General features: G+C 35.9%; 19 protein-coding genes. 5 read left to right on the top strand and 14 right to left on the bottom strand.

The window, feature by feature from the left end:
- Positions 1-89: 89 nt before the first annotated feature.
- The 4 genes from AC6HVZ_RS02915 to AC6HVZ_RS02900 form a co-directional block, all read right to left on the bottom strand.
- Entirely contained in the window at positions 90-2,291 is a 2,202-nt protein-coding gene (locus AC6HVZ_RS02915) for a DNA translocase FtsK (protein WP_497556636.1), read from the bottom strand.
- A gap of 127 nt (positions 2,292-2,418) precedes the next feature.
- A complete protein-coding gene (gene ytpR / locus AC6HVZ_RS02910; RefSeq protein WP_497556635.1) occupies positions 2,419-3,021 on the bottom strand; it encodes a YtpR family tRNA-binding protein in 603 nt (200 codons plus the stop codon).
- A gap of 15 nt (positions 3,022-3,036) precedes the next feature.
- The gene (locus AC6HVZ_RS02905) at positions 3,037-3,840 is read right to left on the bottom strand and encodes a DUF1444 domain-containing protein (RefSeq protein WP_497556634.1); all 804 of its coding nucleotides are present in this window, start codon (positions 3,838-3,840) and stop codon (positions 3,037-3,039) included.
- 28 nt (positions 3,841-3,868) lie between these two features.
- On the bottom strand, positions 3,869-4,186 hold the full coding sequence (locus tag AC6HVZ_RS02900; RefSeq protein WP_497556633.1) for a thioredoxin family protein: 318 nt from the start codon (positions 4,184-4,186) through the stop codon (positions 3,869-3,871).
- A gap of 348 nt (positions 4,187-4,534) precedes the next feature.
- Here AC6HVZ_RS02900 and AC6HVZ_RS02895 point away from each other — a divergent pair, with 348 nt between their 5' ends.
- A complete protein-coding gene (locus tag AC6HVZ_RS02895; RefSeq protein ID WP_497556632.1) occupies positions 4,535-4,975 on the top strand; it encodes a YtoQ family protein in 441 nt (146 codons plus the stop codon).
- A gap of 288 nt (positions 4,976-5,263) precedes the next feature.
- Here AC6HVZ_RS02895 and AC6HVZ_RS02890 read toward each other — a convergent pair whose 3' ends face one another.
- Together AC6HVZ_RS02890 and AC6HVZ_RS02885 are read right to left on the bottom strand one after the other, a co-directional pair.
- Positions 5,264-5,770, bottom strand: coding sequence for a DUF84 family protein (locus AC6HVZ_RS02890; protein WP_497556631.1), 507 nt, complete (start codon positions 5,768-5,770; stop codon positions 5,264-5,266).
- Between the two features lie 64 nt (positions 5,771-5,834).
- On the bottom strand, positions 5,835-6,902 hold the full coding sequence (locus AC6HVZ_RS02885) for a M42 family metallopeptidase (RefSeq protein ID WP_497556630.1): 1,068 nt from the start codon (positions 6,900-6,902) through the stop codon (positions 5,835-5,837).
- Between the two features lie 179 nt (positions 6,903-7,081).
- On the opposite strand from AC6HVZ_RS02885, the gene AC6HVZ_RS02880 reads away from it, so the two are divergent.
- On the top strand, positions 7,082-7,396 hold the full coding sequence (locus AC6HVZ_RS02880) for a PepSY domain-containing protein (RefSeq protein WP_497556629.1): 315 nt from the start codon (positions 7,082-7,084) through the stop codon (positions 7,394-7,396).
- A gap of 184 nt (positions 7,397-7,580) precedes the next feature.
- Here the strand turns inward: AC6HVZ_RS02880 and AC6HVZ_RS02875 are convergent, their stop codons facing one another.
- Together AC6HVZ_RS02875 and trmB are read right to left on the bottom strand one after the other, a co-directional pair.
- Positions 7,581-8,435 (bottom strand): YtnP family quorum-quenching lactonase, encoded by an 855-nt coding sequence (locus tag AC6HVZ_RS02875; RefSeq protein WP_497556628.1) that lies wholly within the window; start codon positions 8,433-8,435, stop codon positions 7,581-7,583.
- 586 nt (positions 8,436-9,021) lie between these two features.
- On the bottom strand, positions 9,022-9,660 hold the full coding sequence (trmB, locus tag AC6HVZ_RS02870) for a tRNA (guanosine(46)-N7)-methyltransferase TrmB (protein ID WP_497556627.1): 639 nt from the start codon (positions 9,658-9,660) through the stop codon (positions 9,022-9,024).
- 80 nt (positions 9,661-9,740) lie between these two features.
- Between trmB and AC6HVZ_RS02865 the strand changes: the two genes are divergently transcribed.
- The gene (locus tag AC6HVZ_RS02865; RefSeq protein WP_497556626.1) at positions 9,741-10,028 is read left to right on the top strand and encodes a YtzH-like family protein; all 288 of its coding nucleotides are present in this window, start codon (positions 9,741-9,743) and stop codon (positions 10,026-10,028) included.
- On the opposite strand, the gene AC6HVZ_RS02860 is transcribed toward AC6HVZ_RS02865, so the two are convergent.
- The 6 genes from AC6HVZ_RS02860 to AC6HVZ_RS02835 form a co-directional block, all read right to left on the bottom strand.
- Complete coding sequence (locus AC6HVZ_RS02860; RefSeq protein WP_497556625.1) at positions 10,015-10,833, bottom strand: phosphotransferase family protein; 819 nt, start codon at positions 10,831-10,833, stop codon at positions 10,015-10,017. The genes AC6HVZ_RS02865 and AC6HVZ_RS02860 overlap by 14 nt on opposite strands.
- A gap of 105 nt (positions 10,834-10,938) precedes the next feature.
- Positions 10,939-11,856, bottom strand: a complete 918-nt coding sequence (locus AC6HVZ_RS02855) for a diacylglycerol/lipid kinase family protein (protein WP_497556624.1) — start codon at positions 11,854-11,856, stop codon at positions 10,939-10,941.
- 3 nt (positions 11,857-11,859) lie between these two features.
- The gene (locus AC6HVZ_RS02850) at positions 11,860-12,774 is read right to left on the bottom strand and encodes an NERD domain-containing protein (protein WP_497556623.1); all 915 of its coding nucleotides are present in this window, start codon (positions 12,772-12,774) and stop codon (positions 11,860-11,862) included.
- Positions 12,758-13,342 (bottom strand): RNA 2',3'-cyclic phosphodiesterase, encoded by a 585-nt coding sequence (gene thpR / locus AC6HVZ_RS02845; RefSeq protein WP_497556622.1) that lies wholly within the window; start codon positions 13,340-13,342, stop codon positions 12,758-12,760. The genes AC6HVZ_RS02850 and thpR overlap by 17 nt, the downstream gene beginning before the upstream one ends.
- 14 nt (positions 13,343-13,356) lie before the next feature.
- Positions 13,357-14,073, bottom strand: coding sequence for a pseudouridine synthase (locus AC6HVZ_RS02840; protein ID WP_497556621.1), 717 nt, complete (start codon positions 14,071-14,073; stop codon positions 13,357-13,359).
- A 16-nt stretch (positions 14,074-14,089) separates the two neighbouring features.
- Positions 14,090-15,712: a putative polysaccharide biosynthesis protein gene (locus tag AC6HVZ_RS02835; RefSeq protein WP_497556620.1), complete on the bottom strand. Its 1,623-nt coding sequence runs from the start codon at positions 15,710-15,712 to the stop codon at positions 14,090-14,092.
- A 180-nt stretch (positions 15,713-15,892) separates the two neighbouring features.
- Between AC6HVZ_RS02835 and AC6HVZ_RS02830 the strand changes: the two genes are divergently transcribed.
- Both AC6HVZ_RS02830 and AC6HVZ_RS02825 read left to right on the top strand, forming a co-directional pair.
- The gene (locus AC6HVZ_RS02830; protein WP_497556619.1) at positions 15,893-17,164 is read left to right on the top strand and encodes a BaiN/RdsA family NAD(P)/FAD-dependent oxidoreductase; all 1,272 of its coding nucleotides are present in this window, start codon (positions 15,893-15,895) and stop codon (positions 17,162-17,164) included.
- 73 nt (positions 17,165-17,237) lie between these two features.
- Complete coding sequence (locus AC6HVZ_RS02825; RefSeq protein WP_497556618.1) at positions 17,238-17,462, top strand: hypothetical protein; 225 nt, start codon at positions 17,238-17,240, stop codon at positions 17,460-17,462.
- Positions 17,463-17,535 lie beyond the last annotated feature (73 nt).

Below are 17,535 nucleotides of genomic sequence, written 5' to 3'. Positions count from 1 at the left end.
TTCCTATCATCATATATAAATTTTGGTAACTAAACAAGAATTATATTAAAATACTTATTCGATATTGAAAATTAATATTTAGACACGCACTAAAAACCACTAGTGCCCTTTTGATTATCCGCATACTGCATTTCTTCAACTTGTACTTGTGATACTAATACTTCCCTCGGTTTACTTCCATTTTGACCTGAAATTATACCTTTTTGTTCTAGTGTATCAATTAAGCGTGCTGCGCGATTATAACCGATTTTAAAATGCCTCTGCAATAAAGATGTGCTTGCACTATTTTGGTTTAGAACAAATTGAATCGCCTGCTCAAGCAATACATCTTCGTCCTCATCAACATTTGCTTGCTCAAGTAATTGTTCTTGCTCAAATAAATAATTCGGTGCTGCAATATTTCTTACATAGCTTGTAACTCGTTCAATTTCTTCATCGGATACAAATGGACCCTGCAATCGAATACTTTGTCCAGCACCATTTTCGATAAAGAGCATATCCCCTTTTCCTAATAGCCTTTCTGCCCCGCTTGTATCAATAATCGTACGGGAATCAACCTGAGAGGATACACTAAATGCAATTCTTGTAGGAATATTTGCTTTTATTAATCCTGTGATTACATCAACAGATGGACGCTGTGTTGCCAGCAGTAAATGAATACCACATGCCCGAGCTTTTTGGGCGATTCTGCTGATAGCATCCTCCACATCCTGTGGGGAAACCATCATTAAATCAGCTAATTCATCGATCACAATTACAATGAATGGCATTTTCTCCTCTGTCCGACCCTGTTTTTTTATTTTTTGATTAAATCGTTCAATATCACGTACACCTGCTTGAACAAATTTCTCATACCGTTCTTCCATTTCATTGACTGCCCACTTTAATGCAGCTGTAGCAGCTTTTACATCTGTAATAACTGGAGATACCAAATGAGGAATACCGTTATATGGAGTCAATTCTACCATTTTCGGATCAATTAATAAAAACTTCACATCTTCATGACTTGCTTTATAAAGTAAACTGATTAGAATCGTATTAATACATACACTTTTTCCGGAGCCGGTTGCACCCGCTATTAATCCATGAGGCATTTTCTGGATATTTGTTATCATTGGCAATCCCTCAATGCTTAAACCTAAAGCTATTGTTAATGGCGATGTATTTTGTTTAAATTGTTCCGTTTCAAAAATTCCTTGTAACCCTACCATTTGCGCCTTCGTGTTAGGAATTTCTATCCCAATAGTATTTTTCCCCGGTATTGGTGCTTCAATCCGAATATCCTTTGCAGACATGTTTAGCTTCAAGTCATCACTTAAATTTTTGACTTTACTTACTTTCACACCTAATTCCGGATGTACCTCGAACCTGGTTACAGAAGGCCCCTGTGTTGCATTAACTACCGTTGCACGGACATTAAAATGTTTAAGCGTCTCTTCAAGCAATTGCTGTTGCTGTTTCACCCATTGATGGTCTTCATTTGTTTTTTGAACAGGGTCATTTAACAAATGATATGGAATAGAATGCGTATGTTTTTCCTGATTTGCTGTTTTCTCCTGTTTTTTTTTAGCTTGATCAAATAAATTCTTCTTATCTCTTGGAGTCATCACTACATTATAAGGTCCCTGTTGTGACGATGTATTCTTTTTGTATTTAGGATTACTTTTCTGATGTTTATTTCCTGGTTTTACTTTTGTTGTTTCTTGTTTAAAATCCTGTTCTGATGGCCAGACAGTTTGCCTTAGATTAGTGGCTTGTTCATTTGTAACTTCCGCTTCATTCTGGAATATTTCTTGAGGTGCAAGTTCTTTTTCCTCTACCTGGGTATTGTCAACATATTGCTGTATTTCATTTGAATTATTATCATTTTTATCATGTTGTTCTTTTTTCTCCTGTTTTCGTTTAAAAGCAGGGATTTCTTCTATTTCTTTCTCTTTTTTACTTTGCTGAAAGCCGTAAATTGGTGACGGCACATCTGTTGGTTGAAATGGTATATCAATATTTTTTTTATATATTTTATGATTTCTTTTAGATGGCTGATTTTCTGATTTTTTATCGTTTACTTCATGGTTTTTATTTCCTTTTCTTTGATATATCAGAGAATTCTTTTTAACTTTCCGATCTTCTGCATGATCAGGAATGACTGGGAAACGAAAAGACTTTTTATTTGGGTATTGATATTTTATTTTCGCCTGAACATTTTGCTGTGTTTGCTTTGATTCATCTTTTTCATTAACTTCCATTTCATCATCTTTAAATAGGGCTTTAAATTTATTTTTCCATTGCTCCAACACTTAAATTCACTCATTTCTTTATCATTAAATCTTACTAGCTTATATTTTATCAGTTTTTAAAGGAATTGGTAGACAGCAGCAAAAGAAAAACAACCCTTGTACACTACTCAGGTTGTTAGGCTAGTTAAAATGAGAATGCTTCACCAACGGTATATGAATCATCAAGAATATAGATACCTTTTTCTTTTGGTGCATTAGGTAAACCTAATTCCCTCTGAGAACATATCATACCATTCGATGGTACCCCTCTTAATTCTGTCGGTTTAATGATTAATCCACTTGGCATGGTAGCACCAACTTTCGCTACAACTACCCTCTGATCCTGATCAATATTTGGTGCTCCGCATACAATCTGCAATATTTCGTCACCGATATCAACTTTACAAACACTTAATTTATCAGCATGGTCATGAACTTCTTTATTAGTTACATAGCCAATGACAAATTTAGGACTTAAATCAAAATCAAGTGAATCGTTTAGTTCCTTTTCGCTAAATAAAACTTTTATTTGATTTAGTAATTCCTCTGTTACCATTATTTTTCCTGTTTCCTTTATAGTAAAATGCTTGGATGCATGAAAAATATTATAGCCCAATGTCTCACCATCAAGCGATATAATTTTCGTAATATCTCCATAATTTTCATGATTTATTTCATAGCGATTTCCATCTGTAAGTGGGATGATCAATACATCACCAACTCCATTTGGGTTATAAAAAACGTCCATTTCCTTATCCTCCTATTACTTTTTCGGTCGATTTTTTGCAAGAATAAATACCGGTTCCAATTTTCTATCCTCATAAATGAAAGAAAGTGATGTAATTGGTATCCTTCCCTCCGCAAAAAACTTCATCGTCATTTGGGCTAATATATCATAACCTGTTTTGTTTTCAATGTCAGCAATTATCAATACGTCCTGATGTGGTACAGCCACAGCAAGTTCGCCTTTTGCGTTTGCCTTCATCTCCTCAAGAAATGCTTCATTCAATATTCTACTGGCATCATAGCCGTCTTGTGTTGCTACAAAATAAAAGTCATTATTTGCTACTCGATCTTTTTTGCTATCAACAGGCAATGAGCGAACATTAAATGTTGCGATTTCATCTATTCTTTCTTTTGTCCAATCTTCTTTTTCAAGCAAAGCTTCATCAATCAGCTTATAAGACTTTCCCAGGTCAAGTGCATAAAAGATGCGGGTTTCTGCGGTATGGTCTTTATTTAGCAGTTTGGCACCCGATTTGGTTTCTGTTGGAAATGAAGTTGCTCGGATAACAGGATAAATAGATTTTTCCTTACCTATTAAATGATGTTCCTCATTCATTATTTTAAGTGCCTCTGTAATGTGTTCTACCAACTCATCAATCGCTTCTTCTCCACGCTGATTAAATTTAGAAATAACATTAGGTACTGTAATCGTCATTCCCTGCTTCGATTCTTTCCACTCAATTCGAAACGTATCTTTGTCCCTGTTATAAGACGTTCGATAATTCTCATTGAATAGTCGTTCTTCCAATATTTTTTTCAGTTTTAAACTGGTCATTTTCATAGTTGCTTCTCCTTCCTTCAGGGAGGAATTACGCAGGTAATCCTTTAATGAACTTGATAATTTCCTCTTTGGTTTTCCGATCCTTGCTGACAAACCTTCCTGCTTCTTGACCATTTTTATATGCAAGGAAACTAGGGATCCCAAACACATCCTGTTCCTGGCATATTTCTATAAAATCATCCCTGTTTACTTCCACAAATGTATATTCGGGAAATTCTGCTTCAATTTCCGGTAATACAGGTTCAATAACCCGACAATCTGGGCACCAGCCAGCAGTAAACAGCATAATAACATTTTCCTTATTTGTCATTTCATTATATTGTTCAATTGTTTCCAGTGTTTTCATTTCATATCATCTCCTTCGTTTATCATAGCTTTGTTTTTGCTCGCTTTCAACTATCAGGAATTATAGGAAAAGCTGACCATAACGGACAGCTTTTCATTATATTACTTTATTTCATGGTAGAAAATCAATTTGCTTCCACTGCAATAGACTTCGTAACTTTCATCAATTCTACTTTGGCTTCGTCTTTTTTGCCCTTCGTAGTGTATATGGTGATTTTAGCTCCACCAATTCTAATCTGTAATTCATAGCCTTCCCCTTCATCTGAGTGCTCCCTATTTCTATTTCTTTGCGAGTATTTTAAAAATTGTATACTATTGTAGGTATAAGATAAATTAGGAGGAATAACACATGGAATTAACTGTATATTTAGCTGGACAGATTCACGATGATTGGCGGGAGCAGGTACAACAAAAAGCAAAGGAAAAAAACCTGCCATTAACTTTCGTAGCACCACAAACGAACCATGGGCGATCTGATGATATCGGTGAAGATATTTTAGGTAAGCAGCCAGGAAGCGTATATAAAGATGATGCTGCTTCAGGTGTAAATAATTTTCGGACTCAGGTTTTAATGCAAAAATCGGATGTAGTCGTCGCTTTATTTGGAGATAAATACAAACAATGGAATACAGCAATGGATGCAAGTGCCGCAATAACAATGAATAAACCAACAATTATAATTCGTCCTGAATCATTAATTCACCCATTAAAAGAGCTTTCTAATAAAGCAAATGTCACTGTGGAAACAGTTGACCAGGCATTGGAAGTGTTGGGTTATATTTTTGAATGATATTGAACGGGAAAGCAGCGATGTGTTATCGCTGCTTTCTTTATTATTCAGGTTTTATGGGGATTTGCGGGGGTGGCTCAAGCGTGAAGTGCTACCCGGTAATGTGGAGAGATAACTGGCTCAATTGAGAGAAGTACGCTTAATGTTGAGAGAAAACTGCATCATATCAGCTTATCTCTCAACTTTCTTACGTTTTCTCTCAACTTTGGTCCAAGATCTCTCAACTTTTTCTGAAAAACCCGCAATGTTCATGCTATCTCCGTCCATAAACCCCGCAATTCATCAGCCTCAGTGGTCTGACCAGTATTCCCACTGTCCCTTTAACAATTTTACAACATGAGCAAACATCTCCTGCCGTGAAACAAGTTCATTTGTAAAAATACCGATTGCTCCTTCTTTTTTTCTAATTTCCTTTTTTTGTGAATATATATCCATCACATCACCCAATTCCTTACCCTTCTTCAATTCATCATCAATTTCTTCAGGCAAAGCTACTCTGGCACCACTTGAGGTAAAAATTTTTCCATCCTGAGTTGCAAGCGCACCCCAATTACATAAAAATAACCGGTTATCCACATACATCACTCCACCTTCAAGACCAACACCAACCGCATCTGAACTGGACTTCATACACTGAACCGCCCTATTTATTGCTCCTTGCCGTGTTTCTTCATCTGAAAACGGTTGTGCAGATACATCGGAAGATACACTTAATGAATGAATCACATGATTTGGAAAATTTTCCTGAACTGCTTTAATTTTTGTTGGATTTTTTGAGCCGATAATAATCTCCACTATTTATTCATCCTTTACTGAAAAAATTGCTGCTACCATATTTGATAGCAGCAATTTATCTAAATTAGCTAGATTTACAAATTTGCTCCACTGTATTTTGATCTGTTTCTTTCACAAGCTTTACCAATAGTTCCTTTGCAGCCGCATAATCATCAACATGAATAATGGATGCCGATGTATGAATATAACGGGAACAAATCCCAATAACAGCAGACGGTATACCATCCCCCATAAGATGGACACGGCCTGCATCTGTACCACCCTGTGAAATAAAGTATTGATATGGAATATCATTTGATTCTGCAGTATCAAGAATAAATTCTCTCATTCCACGATGGGTTACCATAGAACGATCAAAGATACGAAGCAATGTTCCTTTTCCTAACTGACCAAATGCCTCTTTATCACCTGAAGCATCATTTGCAGGAGATGCATCCAGTGCATAGAAAATATCCGGTTTAATCATATTTGCTGCAACCTGAGCACCACGAAGACCCACTTCCTCCTGAACCGTAGCCCCCGAATACAACTGATTTGACAATGTTTCGTTTTGCAATTCTTTTAATAATTCAATAGAAAGTCCACATCCATAACGGTTATCCCATGCCTTTGCTAGGATTTTTTTGCTGTTTGCCATTGGGGTAAAAGGTGTTATTGGAACAATTTGCTGTCCCGGTTTCACTCCGATTTTTTCTACATCCTCTTTATCATCCGCCCCAATGTCTATTAACATATTTTTTATTTCCATTGGTTTCTTACGCTGTGCCTCTGTTAAATTATGTGGTGGAATGGAACCAATCACTCCGATAACTGGGCCATTATCAGTCATTATTTGAACTCGCTGAGCTAGTAGAACCTGGCTCCACCAACCACCTAATGTTTGAAAACGAATCATCCCATTTTTAGTGATCTGTGTGACCATAAAACCAACTTCATCCATATGCCCTGCCACCATTACTTTTGGTCCTTTGCCTTGTTTCACGCCAAAAACCCCACCAAGGTTGTCTTGAATGATTTCATCTGCATACTTTTTTAATTCCTGTTTTACAAAAGAACGTACAAGATGTTCATTCCCTGGAGCACCCTGCAGCTCTGTTAAATTTTTAAAAAGATTCAATGTATCCTGCTCCATTTGTATATCCCTCCAACTCATTACTATGTAATGTATTTAGTATAACGGAAAGTGTCAGTGAGTTTCCACCATTCGATCATTTTTTGTTTGATTTTCTATTTTTTTGTATTTAAGGTATACTATTGATTGAAGAAAATATTACTGGATAAATTAAAATTCTAGCAAGAGGTGAAGGGAAAATGAGTGTAAGAAAAACAGTTCTTGCAGCAGGTCTAGGTGTAGCTGTAGGCTATTTAGCTAAACAGCAGGTTGATAACTTTCAAAAGATAACACCGGAAAAAGCTTTGAAACAAGCAAAAGAAACGTTTAAGAAAAATGGTCCGATCAGTGGCTCATGGATTTATATGAAGCCAGAAGAAGTAGAAAAAAACGGTCTATTGTACAATGCGTATCGTGGTGGCGTTACACGAAGTATTGATGGTGAAAATAAACAATACGAATTTTATGTAGATGTGGAAACAGGTGCAGTAATCGGATCTGTTCAAACCACATAATTAAGTAGAAATCGGCAAAAAAGCCGATTTCTTTTTTATAATAACATATCCATTTAGTTAGTCGGATGATGTTCTGGCTCTCGAGCTGATGTTTCTCCTCTCGGGATGATGTTCCGGCTCTTGGGATGATGTTTCTCTTCTCGGGATGATGTTTCGGCTCTCGAGCTGATGTTCACAGTCTGATTCATTTATACTCATACCGCATTCGTTCAATTTTATCAATCTTCTCCCCGGATATATCAAATTTAATCGCACGATAGTATGCATCATGATAAAAGGTATACCATGCATTTCGTTTATATCCATAGTTCATCCATTTTTCCTTTTGATGAACTGATCTAACAGGATAGTCATCATATGCAAGTGCCCATAATTTATTTTGATGTGCATGTGTCGGCATGATATCAGCCATGTGAATGAAACAATCTTCACCCTCTTCAAAAATCAGAATGCAATGCCCATCACTATGTCCACTCGTGTGAATCAACCTTAATCCAGGGACTATTTCAATTTCCTTTTCGAACGTTTCTACCTGATTCACAATTGGCTTCCAGTTCATTTCCCAATACGTATTCTTGGAACGAATATTAGGATTTCTCATTTCATTCCATTCCACAGCTGACGTATAAATGATTGCATTTTCAAAGACAGAAACATATGCATCACCTACTTTTTTCGTTAACCCACATGCATGATCAAAATGTAAATGTGTCATGATAACACAATCAATATCTTTCACCGTTAAGCCAACTTTCTGAAGTGATTCTTCAATAGCAGATTGTTCCAGCACACCAAAGTTCCGTAATTGCTTGTCCGTAAATTTATCATTTCCTATACCAGAATCAATCAACAAATTTTTTCCATCTATCCGTAATAAGATCGGGTCTGTTCGTAATTCAATCTGGTTTTTATCATTATGTGGATATTTCTTTGCCCACAAAGCTTTAGGCACAACTCCAAACATTGCACCACCATCAAGGAAGTTTACTCCCCCACTCAGCCATGTTAAATTCGCTCTTCCAATTTGCAGTTTCTCCATCCATATCTTCTCCTTTCTATCTATATAAATTGTAGCTAAATATATAATTTTCTGCAAACGTTTCCATTTACTAAAATTATATCAAAAGGCTCTTTACGTAACTTTTGTTTTCTGTTTAATCTCCAAAGTTTATCTGAAAATGCGCCGTAATGAAAATGATCTAACATGACGCTCTCTTATTCTAATGAGGGTTGAGCACTAAAACTCGCTCCGGCAGAATATTTCCTTTCCATAAGTATAGCTTCATAATCATATTTTTTTCTTGTGCTGGAATCGATCCAAAACGATTAATAATTATGATTCAATCCCATTTTGCGCAGAAGGTTGGATCAGTTGGTTTATTCGGAACTGGTATAATGTGTATTTAAACAAACAAACCTATTATTTTCCCCGTACGTTGTTAAAGATCCCTAATTATTTGAAGGTGAAAAAGCTATCCCAGCGAAGGAAATACACAAAAACTTCTGTGGAAAAGCGAAGGCGATGAGACCCCGCAGTGTGCACTTTTTGCGAGCTAGGAGGCTCATTCCTATTAAAAAAACGCCTAAAGAAAAAGAACCTTTACAGGCCCTTTATCCTCTATATATTAAACAAATCTTGCCCGGCATCGATAAATCAACTGTCCTTTTGCGGTAAACTTTTCTTCGTATTCAGTCATTACATTTAGCGGATCCTGATGATCATGCAAATCCAGATTCACTTCTTCCAGTATCATTCCAAATTTTGAAAAACTAACAAGCGAATATTCAAATAAACCTCGATTATCTGTTTTAAAAATGATCTCACCAGATGTCGTCAATGTTTTTTTATACTGTTTTAGAAAATGATGGAAGGTTAATCTTCTTTTCTCATGACGATTTTTTGGCCATGGGTCAGAGAAGTTTAAATAAATAGAAGCTATTTCATTTTCCGCAAAAATATTTAGCAGATTCTCAGCATTTTCATTCAATAACAATATATTATCCAATTTTGATTCGATTACCTTTTGTGCTGCTGTGACGACAATACTTTTGGCAAGTTCTATACCGATAAAATTTATTTCCGGATATTGCTTAGCCATTCCTACAAGAAACTGCCCTTTACCACTACCAATTTCAATGTGAACTGGATTATTATTCCCAAATACAGACTGCCATTTATTTTTATTTTCAACCGGATTTGGAATGATAATATGGGGATTATCTTTTAGAAAATCATCTGCCCATGGTTTATTACGTTGACGCATATATGACACCTTTCTTTGCAATAAATTAACATTGAATATAATAAGTAAAATAACTAAAACTATACCCGAGGTGATTACCAATGTCTTTAACCGTAAATAATCAATTAACATTATTACAGGATCTTTTAGATGAACAAACTTTAGATAATAGCGGAAATGTCTCCGAATATCAACAAATTAAGCGGTTAGTCCAATCAATGATAGCTAACAATAGCATCACTAATGAGCAGTTATTGCAGCTGCTTCCTGAGATATACAATTATGGAAGACAAGGCGAAAATGCCCAAAATGTACCAGAGCATATTACTACAAATAAACAAAATATCGAAAATTGGATTACTGCAATACAACAAACTAATTTAGAATAGATGTACTAATATGCTCATTTAGTTCATTTAAATCCTTTAGTCGCTCCATAACTTTAATTGGTTCATTTCGCTTACTGTGCCAACTTAAATAGTTAAGGGCATCGAGTAATAAATACCAATACATTCTTTCAATTAAATGTTCATCCCGGGAGATTCCATAATTATCCAACCAGTCATTCCAGTCTTCTTTTGGAATATACCATTTGAGCACCATTCCATAATCTGTTACGGGATCTGCAATAATTGCGTTTTCCCAGTCAACTAAATACAGGGAACCTTCATTTTTTAATAATAAATTATTATGGTTTAAGTCACCATGACAGACAACTAGTTTTTGTTCACGTGTTATTGGCAATAATTTTTCCATATACCTCATGGCTATACGGACACTGTCATATTTTGTTATAAGATCCGTTGACTCAAGACGCTCTCTCATATTAATCAAGCTTTCATCTGATGTCACGGGTTTCTTTCCTATTCGCATAAGCATATAAAGCAATTCGGAGGAATGGTGAATCTTATGTAATAATTCAGCAACGTGATGATGCTGCATTTCTACAGAGTTAAGTTCTCTGCCATCTAACCATTCTTGGGCAGTTATTACATCACCATTTTCCATCCGTTTTGTCCAGATAAGCTTAGGAACAATACCTACTGCTGACAATACAGCCAGAAATGGTGAAGAATTCCTTTTTAAAAATAGGCGTTCATTATTCTTTGTTGCAATATAAGCATCACCTGTTAGCCCACCTGCAGGCTTTACTTCCCAACCTGTACCCAGTACGCGTTTAAGCCAATCCACCATACATTCCTCACATCTTTCAAAATTAGCACTCGACTATATATTTTATAATGATTGATATAAAAACACAACTATACAACTAAATTATTACCTGTATTTTGATTAATATTAAATTCCCATTACTTTAATTGTCTTTGGTGATTTTTGAATCACAACTGTTTTACACATATTTGTCTCGCCATCCACCTGATAATACATTGCTTCATTTAAGATAATCTTTAGTTTTGTAGCTTCGTAGAGATCAACTTCCTTAAAATTAACATGTTTACCTGTAAATACAAACATGAACAATCCTAACACTTTCCATTTAGAAATTCCATGAATAATTAATACAGGGAAACGATTTGGCTGAATTCTAGCATTTGGAATAATTTTCATCCCACCACCATAATAGGGGTGGTTTGCAATTGTTATCATCCAGCAATTATGGATAGTAAGCATTTGATCATTGATTTCGATTTTAATTTCTCTTGGTTTAAACTTTAATAAAACGTGTATAAGTGCAATAATATAACTAGCTGTACCAAGATGAAGTTTATTAAACAATAATTTATAACTTGATTCGTTTACCGTTTTTGCTATTTCAGCATCAAAGCCAAACCCCATACTATTTACAAAAATACGACCAGCGTTATTATCCAATTTGTAATTGCCCAGCCAATACGGCTTTTCTTTTTTACCTGTAATTATTTCACGCAATATGTCGAGTGGTTTTTGTTTCATTCCAATCCCCCTGGCGAAATCATTGCCTGATCCCCCGGGAATAAATGAAACTGGAATCTCATCATTTTTCAGACCATTTATTACTTCATGAAGTGTCCCGTCTCCCCCGATAACAATTATTGCGGTGACCTGTTCAACAAGATTTTCCTTTATCTGTTTTGCGAGTAATTCGGCATGCCCTTTATACTCCGTATAATAATATATACTTTCCATTTCCTTGTATAAGGAACTTTTTGCAAGTTTTGAAAAGATTCGCTTAGCACGTCCATTACCGGCAGTTGGATTTACAATAAAAATATACATTACCTACTCCTCAGCCATAAAAGCATGCGTATTTATATCTTCTTCCCATTCCGGACGTTTAACAGAAGTAGATTGACAATGTTTTAGGAATGCTTCTACTGCCCTTAATTGATTGCTTTTTAAAGGGGATTGCAGCTTGCGTTTCTCTTGAAACCAGTCTTCGTATACTGCATTTCCAATAATAGATAAATTATAAGGTTCTGTGGAAAAGACAATATTATTCGTGCGTGACAAAACAGTCTTCCGGATCGAAAAATTAATATCTGTTGAATTTAATATGCTTCGGATAATTTGTTCGTTTCTTTTTAAAGAAATTAATGGACTAATTATTTTGGACTCTTTTCCGCTATTTTCAATCGTCCATGTTCGTTCATCTCCTGCCACAATTACCGCCTGAGGATCATCCTCCAATACATAGATAATTTCTATTCCAACAGGACTTAATAAAATAATTTCCCCATCTACAGGAGCTTTTCTAACATGAAATACCGGATAATACATGACGAGATAAATATCCGGAAATCGCTGTAAGAAATATTTTAGTAGCGGGTCTTTATGGTAGCTTTCATCCATAAATGACTTATCCGTAACTGTAGAAGTTGCCCATTTTAATTGAAAACGTAACATTTCATCTAAAAAATATTGTTTTAATCCTGTTTTAGTATCAGGTAAATTTATTTGTTGTTCTGTTACTACGTCCTTTTTCGTATCTTTTTTAAGGAAGTTTTTCCACTTTGAAAATTTGGAATCACTCTCCGTTATTTCTAATTTCTTTTCCTTTAATTCCAAAGGGTTACTCCAAGTGTATTGAAGTTTATTCCAATTATCCTGTTTTAATCGGATAAACTGGCTTGGATAACGGTATGCATTCCATTCATAACGGGAAATATAATCTCGTAATTTAATCAGCTGGGCCATTTCCCTCATCCTTTTTTAGCTTAAACTTTTGTACAACTGCATATTTTGGTGTTTTGGCAGGATTGATTTGATATAAGATAATATGATCGACATTTAGTAATGGCATCGTCGTAAAATCGCCATTTATTTTATCTAAGTTTTCAATTGTTGTATCTCCTGTCCATTTTTTTGCAAGTGTAATATGTGGACGGTACTTTCGATTTTCCTTTTGAAAACCTAAATTCGTTGTATATGTTTCAATTTTTTCATATAAATTATCTAAAGTCTCCGTTTTCTCTACACCTGCCCACAGAACACGTGGTTTCGTGGGGTTGCCGAAAGTACCAATTGATCCGACCTGTATTGAAAATTCACTTAATCTCTCTATTTTTTCAAGCTCTTTACTTAACTCCATTAATTTATTATCGGTAACTGCACCTAAAAACTTTAATGTTATATGTAGATCGTGTTTGTCTAGCCATTGTTTGTAGAATACTCTTCCTTTAAGCATATCCCGCCATGATGAAAAGAGATTTTGTATGGTAGGCGATAACGGAATTCCTATAAAGTAATGGGATAATCCTGACATGAAAAAACCTCCAGCTATTTTTTTAGTGAAAGACAATAGTTCAATTCGGCACCTGTTAACTCCCGGTAAGTACCTAATTTTATATTTTCATCCAAAACCAGGTCCCCCATGCTTATCCGCTTTAAATAAGTTACCCGCTTCCCAACAGCTTCAAACATCCGTTTAACCTGGTGATATTTCCCCTCAGTTATTGTGATCTCCACTTTGGAAACTGCGTCACTCTCTAGGATTTTCAAGCTTGCCGGCTTTGTTTGATAACCATCTTCCAGCATGACACCTTGCGTGAATTTTTGCTCATCCGCTTCTGTAATCTTCCCATTTATTTTAGCATAATACGTTTTTTCAACATTCTTTTTCGGTGACACTAATTGATGTGCAAGCTCCCCATCATTTGTAAGTAGTAATAATCCTTCCGTATCTTTATCCAGTCTCCCTACAGGAAAGACCTTAAAGTGCCGAACATCTTCAGCTAAAAGATCAATCACTGTTTTCTCCCGTTTATCGACCGTAGCTGAAATATATTCCGGGGGCTTGTTCATCATCAGATAAATATATTGCTGATAAAATACCCTTTGATTATTAACCTCTACCACATCCTTTTCGAGATCAATATGAGCACTTCCATCTTTTACGATTACATTATTTATATTCACCTGTTTTTTCTTTAGAAATAATTTTACTTCTTTTCTACTGCCAAATCCCATGTTGGCAAGCAGCTTATCAAGACGCACCTGAAATTGCCTCCTTCTATTTGCCAAATATCCGATCCAATATACCGAAACGTTTACCAAGCACCCGCTCAAGCAATGTTGATTTATGTGCAAGGAAGATGTATATAATACCCCCAGATCCAACACCAAGAGCAAGCATTAGAATAGTTGCCCATCTTTCATCTTTGTATGGGAGGAAGGTTCCGAAAACTGCTTTGACGATCCAGATGGTAATACACATAATAATGACAAAAATACCGATTAACATCGTTCGTTTAATAACTTCTTTAAATGGAAATTGTACTGCTGTTTTAACCCGCCATATATTTAGTGTTACAGCAATTCCTACAGCTAACATCGTTCCATAAATTGCACCTCTTGCCCCAAACATATAGATCAGCTGTATGTTGAGCAATATTTTCACAAGAAGACCTGCTGCTAAACTGACAGCTGCAAACTTTTGTTGGTTTATCCCCTGTAATAAAGAGGAAGAAACAGTAAATAAAGCAAATAATAACCCCACTGGTGCGTACCATGCTAGTAATGATCCTGTGATATCAATCTTATCTAACCCATATAATGCACCATACGCCTCGTAAGATAATACCGAAAGCCCGACAACTGCCGGAATGACAAGAACGAGAACAATTTGCAATGCTTGATTTATTTGCTGGTATAATAACGCACGATTATTTTGTGTAAATGATTTCGTTAATGCCGGTAAAATGGCCAGGGATAGTCCTGTGGCAATCGTGCCTGGAATAATAACAAGCTTATGACCATATAGATTGATCGCAGACAGGGAGATCTCCCATACATCTTTATTACCTGACGCAACCATCGCCCTTTCAAATGTAAAGGTATCTACGAGCTGGTATAATGAAGTGGCTAGACCTACAATAATAAATGGGCCTGCATAGCTGAATAATTCCTTAAATAACTCGCTTCTTGGAAGATTACTCGTATAGGTTTGCTGTGCTAATTGCTTATCAAGACCCGGCTTGCGCTTTTTCCAATATCCCCATAAAACAATTGCCGAGGCTATCCCACCAATACAAGCAGCAAATGTAGCAAAGCCAACTGCAGTAGAAATTGTTCCATCCAAAACAACAATAACAATAAACGCTGCAATTAATAAAAATATAATTCGAACAATCTGTTCCACAACCTGTGAAATTGCAGTAGGTCCCATCGATTGATGCCCCTGAAAAAAGCCTCTTACAATACTCGTTGCAGGAATAATAATTAAAGCAAAACTTACCATGCGGATTACCAATGTCAGATCTGCAACTGTAATATTCTCGGGATTTTCACTAGTGATCATAAATCCAGCCAGCCATTCGGCACTGAAAAACAATGCCAAAAACGCTAGAAATCCAGTAACAAGCATTAACGTAATACCTGCTTTAAATATTCGCCTGCCTGTTTCGTAATCACCTAATGAATTGTATTTCGAAACAAACTTTGATACAGCGAGCGGTACGCCGATTGTAGAAATACTAAGTATAATATTATATGGCGTATAAGCAAAATTATATAAAGTCCCCCCAGTTCCTCCGACTAGAGCATTAAATGGAATGACATAAATCATCCCTAAAAACTTCGATAAAAATGTTGCTCCTGTTAGCAACATTGCACCTCTTACTATATTATTCGACATTTTTTCACCTTAATTTCTATTTATATGTACAATCGTTATTTTATCACATATAGATCTTATACAGATAACGATTCTATTACATTTACTTCAGGTAGATAAGTTCGCTTTTAACAAAGTCAATAATAAATTGATGATTTTCGCTTATTAATGGTAAAATACTTACGAAAGAAATGAAGGAAATTGCAATCTGACGTAATCGTTATTGGTGGTGGTCCATCAGGTTTGATGGCAGCAATTGCTGCTGCTGAAAATGGAGCAAAAACAATGTTAATTGAAAAAGGAAATAAACTAGGGAAAAAATTGGCTATCTCAGGTGGAGGCAGATGTAATGTTACAAATCGCCTTCCACAGGAAGAGGTTATCAAACATATACCAGGGAATGGGAAATTTTTATATAGTGCATTTTCTGTTTTTAATAATTATGATATTATCGAATTTTTTGAGGATATGGGTGTTGGTTTAAAAGAAGAGGATCATGGTCGTATGTTTCCTGTTTCCAATTCGGCAAAAACGGTAGTAAATGCATTGATCAATAAATTACATGAACTGCATGTAGAAGTTCGATTGAATACTCCAGTAGAAGCAGTTCATTTCGATAAAGATGAGCATACGGTAATTTTGTCTGACATGGAAAAGATAAATACTAAAGCCCTTGTTATTGCTGTTGGCGGAAAGGCTGTTCCACATACAGGATCAACGGGAGATGGCTATAGTTGGGCAAAAAAAGCCGGACATACAATCACAGAGCTATACCCAACAGAAGTTGCGCTTACATCAAACGATGCTTTTATCAAAAACAAAAGCCTTCAGGGACTATCTTTACGTAATGTTTCATTAACCGTATTAAATCAAAAGAACAAACCAATCATCACACATCAAATGGACATGATTTTCACCCATTTCGGAGTGTCCGGTCCTGCAGTATTACGCTGTTCCCAATTTGTTGTAAAAGAATTGATGAAAGGACAACAGCAGGTACCGATGAAGCTCGACGTATTTCCAGAAGAAAATGAACATCAGCTTTTTGAGGATATTTTAAATTTAATGGAAGCTAATCCAAAAAAATCCATAAAAAATTTAATAAAAGGTATTATTCCAGAACGGTTATTAACATATCTTTTATCAAAAAATAAGATTAGTGAAGAGCATAAAGCCGGTAATATTTCCAAAGAATCCATCCGAGCCATTGTCCATGACATAAAAAACTTTTCCTTTGATGTCCATGGTTCCTTACCGTTAGAAAAGGCATTTGTTACAGGTGGCGGTGTTTCCATTAAAGAAATTGTACCATATACCATGCAATCAAAAATAATGCATGGGCTCTATTTTTGTGGTGAAATATTGGATATTCATGGTTATACTGGCGGATATAATATTACATCAGCCTTTGTTACCGGCAGGCTTGCAGGATTTAATGCTGCAGCTGAAGCTTCCATTTATACTGGTATATGATTCCTAGCATTTTTTTTTGCTGCCGTGTCATGCTAATAGTGTCTGAAGGCATCATAGAAAGGAATGATATGGTATGCAAAAGAATGGTGGAATGTGGTTACCATTAATCGCATCTGTCGGAGTAGGGGCAGCAACTTTTTACACAATGACCAAGAACAATCAGGGTATTGGCCAAACCATGCAGCAAATGGTTCCATTTGTATCACAAATGAGCAATGGCAATACTGGTGGGAATAGTGGAGCAAATAACGGAAATGAAGGAAACTCCCAGCAACTTGGTCCATTCGGAATGAGCTAACAGACGAGTAGAGTAGGAGGAGGGATTTCGCCCTCCGACCTCTCATCAAACCGTACGTGCAGATTTCCCGCAT

It is taken from the genome of Oceanobacillus sp. NCCP-135 (genome assembly GCF_059698015.1).
This window is presented reverse-complemented; position numbering and strand designations above follow the sequence as displayed.

What these genes read in the sequence shown, in the direction of transcription:
- ytpR (WP_497556635.1), bottom strand. Translation starts at nt 3,021, where the DNA reads ATGGACGTTTTTTATAACCCAAATGGAGTTGGTGATGTATTGATCATC.
- AC6HVZ_RS02905 (WP_497556634.1), bottom strand. Translation starts at nt 3,840, where the DNA reads ATGAAAATGACCAGTTTAAAACTGAAAAAAATATTGGAAGAACGACTA.
- AC6HVZ_RS02900 (WP_497556633.1), bottom strand. Translation starts at nt 4,186, where the DNA reads ATGAAAACACTGGAAACAATTGAACAATATAATGAAATGACAAATAAG.
- AC6HVZ_RS02895 (WP_497556632.1), top strand. Translation starts at nt 4,535, where the DNA reads ATGGAATTAACTGTATATTTAGCTGGACAGATTCACGATGATTGGCGG.
- AC6HVZ_RS02885 (WP_497556630.1), bottom strand. Translation starts at nt 6,902, where the DNA reads ATGGAGCAGGATACATTGAATCTTTTTAAAAATTTAACAGAGCTGCAG.
- AC6HVZ_RS02880 (WP_497556629.1), top strand. Translation starts at nt 7,082, where the DNA reads ATGAGTGTAAGAAAAACAGTTCTTGCAGCAGGTCTAGGTGTAGCTGTA.
- AC6HVZ_RS02875 (WP_497556628.1), bottom strand. Translation starts at nt 8,435, where the DNA reads ATGGAGAAACTGCAAATTGGAAGAGCGAATTTAACATGGCTGAGTGGG.
- trmB (WP_497556627.1), bottom strand. Translation starts at nt 9,660, where the DNA reads ATGCGTCAACGTAATAAACCATGGGCAGATGATTTTCTAAAAGATAAT.
- AC6HVZ_RS02865 (WP_497556626.1), top strand. Translation starts at nt 9,741, where the DNA reads ATGTCTTTAACCGTAAATAATCAATTAACATTATTACAGGATCTTTTA.
- AC6HVZ_RS02860 (WP_497556625.1), bottom strand. Translation starts at nt 10,833, where the DNA reads ATGGTGGATTGGCTTAAACGCGTACTGGGTACAGGTTGGGAAGTAAAG.
- AC6HVZ_RS02855 (WP_497556624.1), bottom strand. Translation starts at nt 11,856, where the DNA reads ATGTATATTTTTATTGTAAATCCAACTGCCGGTAATGGACGTGCTAAG.
- AC6HVZ_RS02850 (WP_497556623.1), bottom strand. Translation starts at nt 12,774, where the DNA reads ATGGCCCAGCTGATTAAATTACGAGATTATATTTCCCGTTATGAATGG.
- thpR (WP_497556622.1), bottom strand. Translation starts at nt 13,342, where the DNA reads ATGTCAGGATTATCCCATTACTTTATAGGAATTCCGTTATCGCCTACC.
- AC6HVZ_RS02835 (WP_497556620.1), bottom strand. Translation starts at nt 15,712, where the DNA reads ATGTCGAATAATATAGTAAGAGGTGCAATGTTGCTAACAGGAGCAACA.
- AC6HVZ_RS02825 (WP_497556618.1), top strand. Translation starts at nt 17,238, where the DNA reads ATGCAAAAGAATGGTGGAATGTGGTTACCATTAATCGCATCTGTCGGA.